Annotated in this window: 14 protein-coding genes; 10 read left to right on the top strand and 4 right to left on the bottom strand. The window is 35.5% G+C overall.

The window, feature by feature from the left end; all coding sequences use genetic code 11:
* Nucleotides 1-25 precede the first annotated feature (25 nt).
* Both rsfS and nadD read right to left on the bottom strand, forming a co-directional pair.
* Entirely contained in the window at nt 26-352 is a 327-nt protein-coding gene (gene rsfS, locus CIGNP91_RS07025; RefSeq protein ID WP_086253755.1) for a ribosome silencing factor, read from the bottom strand.
* Entirely contained in the window at nt 342-890 is a 549-nt protein-coding gene (gene nadD, locus CIGNP91_RS07030) for a nicotinate (nicotinamide) nucleotide adenylyltransferase (RefSeq protein ID WP_086253756.1), read from the bottom strand. The genes rsfS and nadD overlap by 11 nt, the downstream gene beginning before the upstream one ends.
* Before the next feature lie 56 nt (nt 891-946).
* Here nadD and gap point away from each other — a divergent pair, with 56 nt between their 5' ends.
* The 8 genes from gap to CIGNP91_RS07070 all read left to right on the top strand — a co-directional run bounded on the left by gap (nt 947) and on the right by CIGNP91_RS07070 (nt 8,166).
* Complete coding sequence (gap, locus tag CIGNP91_RS07035; protein ID WP_086253757.1) at nt 947-1,942, top strand: type I glyceraldehyde-3-phosphate dehydrogenase; 996 nt, start codon at nt 947-949, stop codon at nt 1,940-1,942.
* Between the two features lies 1 nt (nt 1,943).
* Nucleotides 1,944-3,152, top strand: coding sequence for a phosphoglycerate kinase (locus CIGNP91_RS07040; RefSeq protein ID WP_086232976.1), 1,209 nt, complete (start codon nt 1,944-1,946; stop codon nt 3,150-3,152).
* Nucleotides 3,149-3,826, top strand: coding sequence for a triose-phosphate isomerase (locus tag CIGNP91_RS07045; RefSeq protein ID WP_086225683.1), 678 nt, complete (start codon nt 3,149-3,151; stop codon nt 3,824-3,826). The genes CIGNP91_RS07040 and CIGNP91_RS07045 overlap by 4 nt, the downstream gene beginning before the upstream one ends.
* Nucleotides 3,827-3,828: 2 nt before the next feature.
* Entirely contained in the window at nt 3,829-4,647 is an 819-nt protein-coding gene (gene fabI / locus CIGNP91_RS07050; RefSeq protein WP_086238900.1) for an enoyl-ACP reductase FabI, read from the top strand.
* A 270-nt stretch (nt 4,648-4,917) separates the two neighbouring features.
* Complete coding sequence (locus CIGNP91_RS07055) at nt 4,918-6,108, top strand: NifS family cysteine desulfurase (protein WP_086225685.1); 1,191 nt, start codon at nt 4,918-4,920, stop codon at nt 6,106-6,108.
* Between the two features lie 13 nt (nt 6,109-6,121).
* Nucleotides 6,122-7,117 carry an iron-sulfur cluster assembly scaffold protein gene (locus tag CIGNP91_RS07060; protein ID WP_086225686.1) on the top strand — a complete coding sequence of 332 codons (996 nt, stop codon included), beginning with the start codon at nt 6,122-6,124 and terminating at the stop codon, nt 7,115-7,117.
* On the top strand, nt 7,114-7,497 hold the full coding sequence (locus CIGNP91_RS07065; RefSeq protein WP_086230018.1) for a hypothetical protein: 384 nt from the start codon (nt 7,114-7,116) through the stop codon (nt 7,495-7,497). Before CIGNP91_RS07060 ends, CIGNP91_RS07065 begins: the two co-directional genes overlap by 4 nt.
* A gap of 105 nt (nt 7,498-7,602) precedes the next feature.
* On the top strand, nt 7,603-8,166 hold the full coding sequence (locus CIGNP91_RS07070) for a hemerythrin family protein (protein ID WP_086253758.1): 564 nt from the start codon (nt 7,603-7,605) through the stop codon (nt 8,164-8,166).
* 235 nt (nt 8,167-8,401) lie between these two features.
* On the opposite strand, the gene CIGNP91_RS07075 is transcribed toward CIGNP91_RS07070, so the two are convergent.
* Nucleotides 8,402-9,706 carry a Na+/H+ antiporter family protein gene (locus CIGNP91_RS07075; protein WP_086225690.1) on the bottom strand — a complete coding sequence of 435 codons (1,305 nt, stop codon included), beginning with the start codon at nt 9,704-9,706 and terminating at the stop codon, nt 8,402-8,404.
* 154 nt (nt 9,707-9,860) lie between these two features.
* Between CIGNP91_RS07075 and thrS the strand changes: the two genes are divergently transcribed.
* Nucleotides 9,861-11,675 (top strand): threonine--tRNA ligase, encoded by a 1,815-nt coding sequence (thrS, locus tag CIGNP91_RS07080; RefSeq protein ID WP_086253759.1) that lies wholly within the window; start codon nt 9,861-9,863, stop codon nt 11,673-11,675.
* On the top strand, nt 11,672-12,187 hold the full coding sequence (gene infC, locus CIGNP91_RS07085) for a translation initiation factor IF-3 (protein WP_086253760.1): 516 nt from the start codon (nt 11,672-11,674) through the stop codon (nt 12,185-12,187). The genes thrS and infC overlap by 4 nt, the downstream gene beginning before the upstream one ends.
* A gap of 239 nt (nt 12,188-12,426) precedes the next feature.
* On the opposite strand, the gene CIGNP91_RS07090 is transcribed toward infC, so the two are convergent.
* Nucleotides 12,427-12,705 (bottom strand): flagellin (locus CIGNP91_RS07090; RefSeq protein ID WP_272889789.1); only part of this gene is annotated, 279 nt, incomplete at its 5' end.

Raw genomic sequence — 12,705 nt, forward strand, 5'->3', positions numbered from 1 at the left:
TATCCCAAATATACTTGGTTAAAACCTAATTTCCTTTAACGCTTAACTCTTTTAAGAACTCTTCTATATTATACTTAGCTCTATAAGTTTCACTCATTAAATGTATCATTATATCGCCAAGATCTATCACAGTCCAATCATCGCTACTTTCTACACCTAAAAAATTCTCACCAACTGGTTTTAACTCTGTTTTTAAATCATCAAGCAAAGCAAAGCCATGACGAGCAGCCAAAGTAGTAGCTACAATTACAAATTTACTTAAATAATCCCTACCTTGCATATCTATAACTTCGATATTTTCAGCCTTTTTTTCATCTAAAATTTTAACAATTTTATCTATTCTATTTTGCATTTTTATCCTTATAAAAACTCTGAACACTACTCAAAATAACAGATGGAACCTGCTTAAAATTTAGCTCAGATTTAATTTTTGAAGATGAGATTTTAACATTTATATCAAGTTTTTGCAAATTTTCATCTATTTTAATACCATCTCTACACGCTACAACAAAGCTTACCAATGCTTTTAACTCATCATATCTATGCCATTTATGCAAGCTATTCAGCTGATCAGCACCGATAATTAAATAAATTCTACTAGCATTAAATTTATTTTTAAAATAGCTCACACTATCAATACTTGCTACTGCTCTATTTTGGCTAGTTTCATAATCACTTACTATAATTTTTGAGCTTAAATTTTCCCACAAACTCCTACACCACTGCAATCTTAAATTTGGTGGCGCACCAAATTCGCTCTTAAAAGGGCTTAAAAATGTTGGAATAATAATAAGTTTATTAATATTTAAGCTCTTTAAAACCTCTTTTACGATCATATCATGACCCAAATGTGGCGGGTCAAAACTTCCACCAAAAATAGCTATATTCAATTTTTTTTAACCTTTTTTTTAGTAAAATAGCCAAATTATACCCAAAAAGGATGAAAATGGCACTTAAAATAGCAATTAATGGTTTTGGAAGAATCGGCAGATGTGCTGCTAGGATTATACTCAATAACCCAGCAGAGTATGAATTAAGCATTATAAATGATACTGCTGAACGCAAAATGACTAGATACCTACTAAAATACGATACAGTTCATGGCGAATTTAATCAAGATGTAGAGGTTTTAAATGATGATTATATCGCCGTTAATGGCAAAAAAATCAGAGTATATAGCACAAGAGATATAAATGATTTAGACCTAAGGGGAATCGATGTAGTATTAGAATGTACCGGCAAATTCCTTACAAAAGAGCAATGCCAAACCTACATCGCCAAAGGTGCTAAAAAGGTTATAATGAGCGCACCAGCTAAGGATGATACTCCAACATTTGTTTTAGGTGTAAATACTGATAAATACGAAGGGCAAACAATCATCTCCAACGCAAGCTGTACTACCAACTGCTTAGGCCCTGTAACTAGAGTATTAGAAGATCTTTATGGTATAAAAAAGGGTTTAATGACTACTATTCACGCCTACACAAATGGCCAAAGCCTAGTAGATGTCAAATGCCGTGATTTTAGGCGTTCTAGAGCAGCTGCTGCTAATATGATCCCTACTAGCACAGGTGCTGCCAAAGCTATGAAATTAGTAATGCCTAGCCTAGATGGCAAACTACACGGACAAAGCATTAGAGTTCCAGTCCCAAATGTATCAATTGTAGATTTGACTGCTGTACTTGAAAAAAGCGTAACAAAAGATGAATTAAATAGCGCATTTGTAGAGGCTAGCAAAGGTAGCTTAAAGGGCATTATGGCTGTGGATTTTGATGAGAGAGTGAGTAGCGATTTTATCACCTCAAACTACTCAAGCATAGTAGCAGCTGATCTAACTCAAGTAATTTGCGGTGATATGATTAAGGTAATGGCGTGGTATGATAATGAGTGGGGCTATAGCAATCGCTTAGTTGAAATGGCTAAATTTATAAGCGAGAAGTGATATGAGTGAGATTATTTCTATAAAAGATATTGAATTTAAAAGTGGTAGCAAGGTTCTTGTAAGGTGCGATTTTAACACACCTATGGATGAATTTAACAACATCACAGATGATAGAAGAATCCGCTCAGTTATCCCAACTATCAGATATATTTTAGATCAGGGTTGCTCTGTTATCTTAGCTAGCCACTTAGGTCGCCCAAAAAATGGCTACGAAGACAAATACTCACTTCTACCAGTAGCTAAAAGACTTGGTAGATTAATGGATAGAGAGATTAAATTTGCTCACGATGTAGTCGGCCACGATGCTAAAGAAAAGGTTCAAAAACTACAATCTGGCGAGATTTTGTTATTAGAAAATTTACGCTTTGAAAAGGGCGAGACAAAAGATGATATAAACTTGGCTAAATCCCTTAGTGAATTTGCTGATTACTATGTAAATGATGCTTTTGGCGTATGTCATAGAGCCCACTCTAGCGTCCATGCTATAACTCAATGCTACGATAGTGAGCATAAGGCTGCTGGATTTTTGCTAATTAAAGAGATTGAATTTGGCCAAAATCTAATCCGCCACCCTAGTCGCCCATTCGTCGCAGTGACAGGCGGATCAAAAGTAAGTGGCAAACTTCAAGCCCTAACCAATCTCTTGCCACGCATTGATAAATTAATCATCGGTGGCGGTATGGCATTTACATTTTTAAAAGCTCTTGGTGAAAATATCGGAAATTCCCTTTTAGAAGAGGAGTTAGTAGAAGAAGCATCAAACATTCTTAAAAAAGGCCGTGAGCTAGGCGTGAAAATTTATCTGCCTGTTGATGTCGTAGCAGCTCAAAGTTTTAGCAATGATAGTGCGATCAAGTATGTTCCTGTTCAAGAGATCCCAAATGGTTGGATGGGGCTAGATATCGGCCCAGCTAGTGTGAAGCTATTTAAAGAGGCGATTGCCGATGCTCAAACCATCTGGTGGAATGGCCCTATGGGGGTTTTTGAGATGGATAAATTCAGCAAAGGTAGCATAAAAATGAGCCACGCTATTGGCGAGAGCTTTGCTACTACTGTGGTTGGTGGTGGCGATACTGCTGATGTAGTTGAGAGAGCTGGGGATACTGATGAGATGACCTTTATCTCTACTGGTGGTGGTGCTAGCTTGGAGCTTATAGAGGGCAAGGAGCTGCCTGGAGTTAGAGTGCTTTTAAGAGAAGATGATATATGATTTACGCTGCGAATTTAAAATGCAATCACACCAAAAAAAGCTATGCAGATTATGCTAAAAAGCTTAGTAATGGACTTAGTCAAAATAGCAATAGCGTGATTGTATTTCCTCCATTTACTGCTTTGAGTGAAGATAAATTTAACTTCACTCAAGGGGCGCAAAACTTCTATCCAGCACAAAATGGCTCATATACTGGTGAGATTGGTAGTCAAATGCTAGAAGAATTTGAAATTACTACTGTAATGATCGGCCATAGCGAAAGACGCGCTCTAGGTGAAGATGAGCCATTTTTAAAAGCCAAATTTGATTATGCTGTAAGCAAGGGCTGGGATATTATCTACTGTATTGGCGAAGATGATATAACTCATATGAATGGAAGCACCAAAGAATTTCTAAGCGATCAATTAGCAAATATTGATTTAAACTATGAAAATCTAGTAATCGCCTATGAGCCAATCTGGGCGATTGGCACTGGAAATAGTGCTAAAGTTGAATTTATAACTGAAATTTTGGATTTTATATCTAGCAAATGCTCAGCTCCACTTCTATATGGCGGTAGCGTAAATATAACAAATATAGATGAGATAAAAGCGATAAAATCATGCGATGGAGTTCTTGTCGGTACTGCTAGTTGGGATGCTGATAAATTTTTAGAAATTATCAAAAAGGGTTAATAATGATACTAGAAGGTAAAAAAGGTTTAATAGTCGGTGTAGCAAATAAAATGAGCATAGCCTATGGAATTGCTCAAGCTTGTAAAGCTCAAGGTGCCCAGCTTGCTTTTACATTTTTAAATGATGCAATTAAAAAAAGAGTAGAACCAATCGCAGCTGAACTTGATAGTTCGCTAATTTATGAACTAGATGTAAATAATCAAGAACATCTTGATACTCTAGCAGATAAAATTGCTAAAGATTTTGGCGAGATTGACTTTGTAGTTCATGCTGTAGCTTTTGCTCCTAAAGAAGCTCTTGAAGGTGAGTTTATCAACACTACAAAAGAGGCATTTGATATTGCTATGGGTACTAGCGTCTACTCTCTTATCTCTCTTACTCGTGCAGTGCTTCCGGTGCTAAAAAGTGGTGGTTCTATCTTGACTCTTAGCTACCTTGGCGGGGCTAAATTTGTCCCACATTATAATGTAATGGGCGTAGCTAAAGCAGCTCTTGAAAGTAGCGTAAGATATCTTGCTCATGACCTTGGAGCTAAAAATATTAGAGTAAATGCTATCTCAGCAGGGCCGATTAAAACCTTAGCAGCAAGTGGAATTGGCGATTTTAAGATGATTTTACACTGGAATGAGTGTAACGCTCCATTAAAAAGAAATGTCAGCATAGAAGATGTAGGTAAAAGCGGAATGTATCTTTTAAGCGACCTTGCAAGTGGTGTAACTGGCGAAGTCCATTATGTCGATGCTGGATATAATATCATGGGTATGGGTGATGTAGCAACCGATGCTTTTGGCAATACAGTCTTAGCCTGGGATGCAAAGTAGGCTAAATTTATCATTTCAGTTTAACCAATATACTTACTTTAAAATACTATTTCGTCATTGCATTTGTAATGACGAAAATCTCCAAATTTAAATTAAAAATCCAATTTAAAAACTTCAAAAATATACTAAAATACTTAAAAATTTATATCTAAATTCAAATTTATAGAATATTTACTTAATTTTTATGCAAAATTTATGTAAAATAGTATATTATTTCACATTAAAAAGATAAAGTTTATCCTAATTATTTTAGGAAGAGGAAGGATAGTTTTGAAAGTTTATTTAGACAACAACGCAACAACAATGATTGACCCTGAGGCTTTAGAGTTGATGCTTCCATTCCTTGGTGAGAAATTTGGCAATCCAAATTCACTTCACAGCTACGGAAGCCAAACACATCCAGCACTTCGCAAAGCACTAGATCAGCTCTATACTGGTATAAATGCAGCTGATAATGATGATATAGTAATAACTGGATGTGCCACTGAGAGCAATAACTGGGTATTAAAAGGTATATATTTTGATAAAATATTAAAAGGTGATAAAAAGCGTATAGTTACAACTACAGTAGAACATCCAGCTATCGGTGCTACCTGTGCATTTTTAGAATCTCTTGGTGTAGAGATTACTAAAGTAGATGTAAATAATCAAGGGGTTATCACTGCAGACGATCTACGCAATGTGATGAGTGATGATGTTGCACTTGTAAGTGTAATGTGGGCAAACAACGAAACTGGTATGATCTTTCCGATTAAAGAACTATCTAGCGTAGCACATGAATTTGGCGCACTTTTTCACACCGATGCAGTTCAAGCAATAGGTAAAATTCCCGTAGATGTACAAGATGCAAATGTTGATTTTTTAAGCTTTTCAGGACATAAATTCCATGCACCAAAAGGAGTAGGCGCTCTATATATCAAAAACTCAATGCCTCTTACTAGCCTTCTTCATGGTGGCGAACATATGGGCGGACGCAGAAGTGGCACATTAAATGTTGCTGGTATAGTAGCAATGGGTCAAGCATTAGAAAATGCAAATAAATTCCTAGCCTTTGAACAAAGCCATGTAGGAAGATTAAGAAATAAGCTAGAAGATGCACTATTATCACTACCAGATGTTACAGTAGTAGGTGATAGAGCCAATCGTGTGCCAAATACAATCCTAGCAAGCATTAAAGGCGTAGAGGGTGAAGCAATGCTATGGGATCTAAACCAAGCTGGTATAGCAGCAAGTACTGGCTCAGCCTGTGCAAGTGAGGATTTAGAAAGTAATCCTATAATGGAAGCCATCGGTGCTGATAGCGAACTAGCACATACAGCGCTTAGACTATCGCTCTCTCGCTTTAATACTGAAGAAGAGATAGACTATACAATAGAAAAAATTAAACATGCCGTACATAGACTAAGAAGCATATCAAGTAGCTACGCATACGCCCCAAAATGGCATAAATCAGGACTATAAAGGAAATAATAATATGGCAAAAGGTAATTTAATAAGCGGAAATATATGGGAAGAGTACTCTCAAAAAGTTCAAAATGCAATGAACGCACCAAAAAATATGGGTGAAATTACAGAAGAAGATGCTAAAGCTCTAGGCTGTAAGCTAATAATTGCAGATCATGGTGCTGAGAGCTGTGGTGATGCAGTTAGACTATATTGGGCTGTTGATGAAGCTACTGATATTATTAAAGATGCTAAATTTAAAAGCTTTGGTTGTGGTACAGCAATTGCAAGTAGCGATTATATGGCAGAACTATGCAAAGGCAAAACCGTAGATCAAGCAGTTAAAATCACAAATATAGATGTAGAAAAAGCTATGCGTGATGATCCAGATATTCCAGCAGTTCCACCACAAAAGATGCACTGCTCAGTAATGGCATATGATGTTATCAAAGCTGCGGCTGCTAGCTATAAAGGCGTTGATCCAGATCACTTTGAAGATGAGATTATAGTATGTGAGTGTGCTAGAGTTAGCCTTGGTACAGTAAAAGAGGTGATAAGATTAAATGATCTTACAACAGTAGAAGAAATTACTCAATACACAAAAGCTGGAGCATTTTGTAAATCTTGCATTAAGCCTGGCGGACATGAAAAAAGAGAGTACTACCTAGTAGATATTTTAGCTGAAGTAAGATCTGAAATGGAAGCTGAAAGAATGAAAGCTATAGCTGATGCTAAAATAAGCGGAAGTGGCGTAGATAGCGATCTAAGCTTTGAGGAGCTAACAGTAGTAAAACAACTAAAAGCAGTAGAGGCTATTATCGATGAGCATGTAAGACCAATGCTAGAGATGGATGGTGGAAATATGGAAATATTAGATATCAAATCTGAAGAAAGCAGAATCGATATATATATTAGATACCTAGGTGCTTGTAGTGGGTGTGCTAGTGGTGCTACTGGAACACTATATGCAATTGAAAATATCTTGCAAGAGAGTCTAAGTCCAAATATTAGAGTAATCCCTGTATGATAAATGCTAAATTTAAAGCTGGCAAATACTATATTGGTGATTTAGCTAAAATTTTAGATTATGCAAATTTGACGAACCTTAAGTATGGCTTTGGGTCTTTAGATGAGTTTACTTATGCAAATTTTAAGTTAGAGTGTGATGAGATAGCCGATAGTGATGGATTTATATATAGCGTCGATAGTGCAAATTTTGGTATAATCGACGCTAAAATAATTGACGATGAGTTGCTAAGTAGTAGGATTTTAACTCTAAGACATGGATTTATAGCTAATAAATTTAGCAGCCACCCACTTGCTAGGATTGTCGACTTTAAAGATGAATTTAAAGTTAGCATTTGTGATAATGAGATAAAATTTGGTAATATTATACTAAATTTATAAAAATTTATTGGTAAGTTTTGCTTTTTTAAAATCAATTTTCAGCTAAAATTATTATAAAATTTAATATAATAGAGAAATTTATATTTTTTCATAGAGAGTTTTGAAATGGTACCTAGCTGGGACGATAAATATAGCATTGGCAATTCAGATATAGACTTACAACATCAAAAGCTATTTGATCTAGCCAAAAAATCCTTTATTTACGCTAATAAAAATGTATCTCGTGAAGAGATTCGCGGTATCGTGGCTGAATTTTTTGAATATATGAAAGAACACTTCAAAGACGAACAGGAATATATGGAGCTAATTGGCTACCCGCACTTGCACGAACACACTATGATTCATAAAGACATAATCGCTAGTATGGCGGGTCTAATCAAAACTGCTAAAAATGTAAATGATTTAAAAGAAAATCTTTTATTAATTGCTGAAAAGTGGCTAGTAGAGCATATTTTAAAAGAGGATGCCAAAATAGAAAAATGGCGTCAAGCAAACCTAGAACACGCAGAAAATGAGCTAATCGAAGAAGAACCAAAACAATATAAATATACCTGCGGTTGTCCTAATAAAATCCATCTTGTTCCACCTTATATTCATGAGAAAATTGTCGAGGGCAAGAAATTCTCTTGTATGACTTGCAAGGTAGTTATTAAAATCAAGCTTTCATAAGGTAGCATAGTTAAATTATTTATTACCTTATGCTATATCTTTTAATTTAAATTTTATCAGCATTTTATTATTATTGCTTAAGTTTTAACCATATTTTTATACATTTATCAGTTGCCAATAATCTCTTACAGCTAACACTTAATACAAGAAATTATTTTGCTGCTGTTAAATATCTATACTTTTATTTTCTGCTTAGCATAGTTGCGTCGCATACTACTTACTTTTCTTAAATAGCTTACAAAAACATCGCAAATACTACTCCGCAAATTAATAGCGGAATGTTAAAAAATACAAATGTCGGCACACAAGTATCATATATATGATTATGCTGACCATCGGCATTTAGTCCAGATGTTGGTCCAAGAGTACTATCACTAGCAGGACTCCCAGCATCTCCTAATGCCGCAGCAATACCTATAAGTAATATAGTAGCAGCATGGCTAAATTCTAGCGAGATACAAAGTGGAACATAAAACGCCGCAATAATAGGAATCGTCCCAAAGCTCGTTCCAATTCCCATAGTAACAAGCAAACCAATAGCTAGCATAATAATCGTTCCGCCAAGCTTACCGCCACTAATTGCAGTAGCAAATTCAACCAGCTCACCAATCCCACCAGTCTCTCTAATCACCGAAGCAAACCCAGCTGCAACAAGCATAATAAACGCAATAAATGCCATCATACTTAGGCCATTTTCCATTACTTTGTCAATCTTTTTATATTCGATCCCACCAAAAGCTACCATAAAAATAAGCCCCATCAATCCACCAAGTGGCAAAGAATCGCTCCATAATTGAACACCAAAGGCAATCACAACACCAATAAGTAAAACCCACTCCTTCTTGCTCATTTTAATATCAAGATTACTATCGTAAAGCTCTTTAGCTTCCATAGAGCTTTGCTTATAACTGCGTGGCGTGCGATAGTAGATAATCGCCAAAAATAGCCCAATAAGCATCGCTACTCCACCAAGCCACATAACAGAGCTAATATCAGATAGATTAGTCTCTAGTCCATTTTGGCTTATCTCCTTGGCTAAGATATTATGAAAAATTAGCCCAAATCCAACCGAAGCACTTACATATGGAGCCTTCAGCCCAAAAGTCAAAGCACACGCTACAGCTCGCCTATCAATTTGCATTTTATTCATAAGTGCTAAAAGCGGCGGAATAAGAATAGGAATAAATGCAATATGCACCGGAATTAAATTTTGTGAAAAGCATGCTACAAATGCAATTGTAAGCACAAACCAAAATGTTTTTTTGCTAATTAATTGGCTTACATAGTGAATTAAAATTGCAGTTAGATTACTCATAGCAATAGCAGCGGCTAACGCACCAAGAAGAATATAGCTAAGAGCAGTCTCAAGATTGCCTTGCATACCTTTGATTAAAATGTTAATTGTAGTAATAATATCAATATTTGCGCTTACTCCAGCTATCAATGCAGAGATAAGAATAGCTAATAAGATATTAAATCTTAAAAGACACAGCGTACACATTACAATCACGCCAATAACTACAGGATTTAAAAGAAGCATTGTCTACCTTTTATTATGATTAAATTTGGAATTATATATATTTTTGGCTTAAATTGCTAAACGGTATTAGCTTAAATTTTATTAAAATTCAGTTTAAGTTAAAATACAATTAGATAAAATCTAACATTTTGTTATTTTTGAAAAAAGAGAGTCGATGAGCGAGATTATTGGATATAATGTAGATGGAAAGATAGTAGATACTCAAAGCTACACCGGAGGTGGTAGCGAGATTAAATTTGACAACTCTAAAGAGGCGCTAGAGATTATACGCCACTCATGTGCGCACTTAATGGCTGCAGCGATTAAGGAGCTTTATCCTAATGTTAAATTTTTTGTTGGACCTGCTATTGAGGATGGATTTTACTACGATATGCGTGTAAGCAAAAGCGATGGTAGCAAACTAGGCGAAGATGATTTAGCTATAATTGAGAAAAAAATGAAAGAGTTAGCCTTAGCTAAAACTCCAATTGTAAAAATAAACTCAACTAAATCAGAAGTAGCTGCAAAATACGCCGATGATGACCTAAAACAAGAGGTATTAAAAAGAATTCCAGATGGTGCTGTAAGCCTGTATTCTCAAGGTGGTTTTGAAGATATTTGTCGTGGGCCACATATTCCAAATACCATTTTTGCTAGATTTTTTAAACTTACTAGAATAGCTGGGGCATATCTTGGCGGTGATGAAAATCGTGAGATGCTAACTAGAATTTATGGTACAGCTTACGCTGATAAAGAAAGTCTAAATGAGCATATTAGAATTATCGAAGAGGCTAAAAAACGTGACCATCGTAAACTTGGCACAGAGATGAAATTCTTTACCTTTGATGAGAGCGTTGGTGTTGGACTCCCTATTTGGCTACCAAATGGATCAAGGCTTAGAAGCCGCTTAGAGCATAAACTATATCGCACTCATAGACTTCGTGGATATGAGCCAGTGCGTGGACCAGAGATTTTAAAAAGCGATGCTTGGAAGACAAGTGGCCACTATGCTAATTATAAAGAAAATATGTACTTTACAGTAATTGATGATCAAGAATACGGTATTAAACCAATGAATTGCGTAGGCCATATTAAAGTTTATCAAAGCGAGATTAGAAGCTATAGAGATCTTCCGCTTAAATTTTTTGAGTATGGCGTAGTGCATAGACACGAAAAGAGCGGAGTACTACATGGGTTATTTAGGGTGCGTGAATTTACTCAAGATGATGCACATCTATTTTGTATGCCAAGCCAGATTAAAGAAAATGTTTATGAGATTTTAAGTTTTGTTGATACTCTTATGAATGCGTTTGGATTTAGCTATGAGATGGAGATTTCTACCAAACCAGCTAAGGCTGTTGGCGATGATGAGGTATGGGAGATCGCTACAAAAGCCTTAAAAGATGCTTTAGATGAAAAGGGATTAAAATATGGTATTGATGAAGGTGGCGGTGCGTTTTATGGGCCAAAAATAGATATTAAAATTACAGATGCCCTTAAAAGAAAATGGCAGTGTGGCACTATTCAAGTAGATTTTAACCTTCCAGCAAGATTTAATCTAGAATATATTGATGAAAACAATGAACGCAAACAGCCAGTTATGCTTCATCGTGCAATTCTAGGAAGCTTTGAGAGATTTATTGGGATTTTACTTGAACATACTGCTGGTGAATTGCCATTTTGGATTGCGCCAACTCAGGTTGTGATCATACCAATTGGTGAAGCTCATCAAGAGTATGCTAAAGAGATCTATGCAAAATTACTTGATATGAATATAGATAGTGAAATCTTTAGCAAAAATGAGACACTAAATAAAAAGATTAGAAATGCAGAAAAACAAAGAGTACCTATGATAATAGTACTTGGCGATAATGAGGTGGCAAATAGAGGTGTAGCACTACGTGATCGTAGAGCTAGAGAACAAAAGGATATAAGTCTAGATGATTTTTATAGCTTAGTCCAAACCAAATTAAACGAGGTGAATATTTGAGCAAAGATAAAGAGGTTTATCTAAACGATGAAATTCGCGCAAGCGAGGTTAGATGTGTAGGAGATGATGGCACTACGTATGGTGTTATCAGTAGAAATGAAGCGTTAGATATCGCTAATAAAATGGGATTGGATCTAGTTTTGATAGCAGCTGATGCTAAACCACCAGTATGTAAGATAATGGATTATGGCAAATTCCGTTATCAACAAGAGAAAAAGCAAAAAGAGGCTAAGAAAAAGCAAAAAGTAATAGAGATAAAAGAGATTAAGCTTTCCGCCAAAATTGCACAAAATGATATAAACTATAAGATAAAACATGCTCAAGAGTTTTTATCTGAGGGCAAGTATGTTAAATTTAGAGTATTTTTAAAGGGGCGTGAGATGTCTACCCCAGAACTTGGCGTAAATATGCTTGAAAAGATTTGGGAGATGATTCAAGAATATGCAGATAGAGATAAAGCTCCAGTTCTTGAGGGTCGTTATGTAAATATGCTTGTAACGCCTAAAAAATAACGCTACAAGCATATTAATTAGGTAGGTGAATTTCATAGATGTCCACCTACCAAACTGATAAATTAAAATCCAAAATAACTTCTAATAATTAGATTGATTACTATACTATTTAAATCTAGATAAAATCCTAAAATAATATTTGAAATTAATAATATAAAAAGCTTGATATATTGTATATAAACCCTCGCAATGACTAAGCATTGCGAGTAAATTTAAGCTATTAAAGATTTAAATTTAAGCTACTGTAGTAGTCTTAATATATTTTGTTGTACAGCATTTGCCTGACTCATAGCGTAGCTTCCACTTTGGGCTAGTATGTTAAATTTAGAGAAGTTTGCACTCTCACTAGCAAAGTCTACATCTCTTATTTGAGATTCAGCTGATTTTACATTTACTTGAGTAACTGTAATATTATTTATAGTAGCTACTAATTGGTTTTGTACTGAACCTAGGTCGGCTCTTAGCCTGTCTAGAGTTTTTCTAGCTGCTTCAGCTACATCAACCATAGCTTGAGCGCC

Origin of the sequence: Campylobacter sp. P091 (assembly GCF_002138935.1) — a bacterium.
Lineage (GTDB): Bacteria > Campylobacterota > Campylobacteria > Campylobacterales > Campylobacteraceae > Campylobacter > Campylobacter devanensis.

Bases quoted from the DNA above. Each gene is read 5' to 3' on its own strand.
- CIGNP91_RS07060 (WP_086225686.1), top strand. From the start codon at position 6,122: ATGGCAAAAGGTAATTTAATAAGCGGAAATATATGGGAAGAGTACTCT.
- CIGNP91_RS07075 (WP_086225690.1), bottom strand. From the start codon at position 9,706: ATGCTTCTTTTAAATCCTGTAGTTATTGGCGTGATTGTAATGTGTACG.
- CIGNP91_RS07065 (WP_086230018.1), top strand. From the start codon at position 7,114: ATGATAAATGCTAAATTTAAAGCTGGCAAATACTATATTGGTGATTTA.
- CIGNP91_RS07045 (WP_086225683.1), top strand. From the start codon at position 3,149: ATGATTTACGCTGCGAATTTAAAATGCAATCACACCAAAAAAAGCTAT.
- CIGNP91_RS07070 (WP_086253758.1), top strand. From the start codon at position 7,603: ATGGTACCTAGCTGGGACGATAAATATAGCATTGGCAATTCAGATATA.
- thrS (WP_086253759.1), top strand. From the start codon at position 9,861: ATGAGCGAGATTATTGGATATAATGTAGATGGAAAGATAGTAGATACT.
- rsfS (WP_086253755.1), bottom strand. From the start codon at position 352: ATGCAAAATAGAATAGATAAAATTGTTAAAATTTTAGATGAAAAAAAG.
- fabI (WP_086238900.1), top strand. From the start codon at position 3,829: ATGATACTAGAAGGTAAAAAAGGTTTAATAGTCGGTGTAGCAAATAAA.
- CIGNP91_RS07040 (WP_086232976.1), top strand. From the start codon at position 1,944: ATGAGTGAGATTATTTCTATAAAAGATATTGAATTTAAAAGTGGTAGC.
- gap (WP_086253757.1), top strand. From the start codon at position 947: ATGGCACTTAAAATAGCAATTAATGGTTTTGGAAGAATCGGCAGATGT.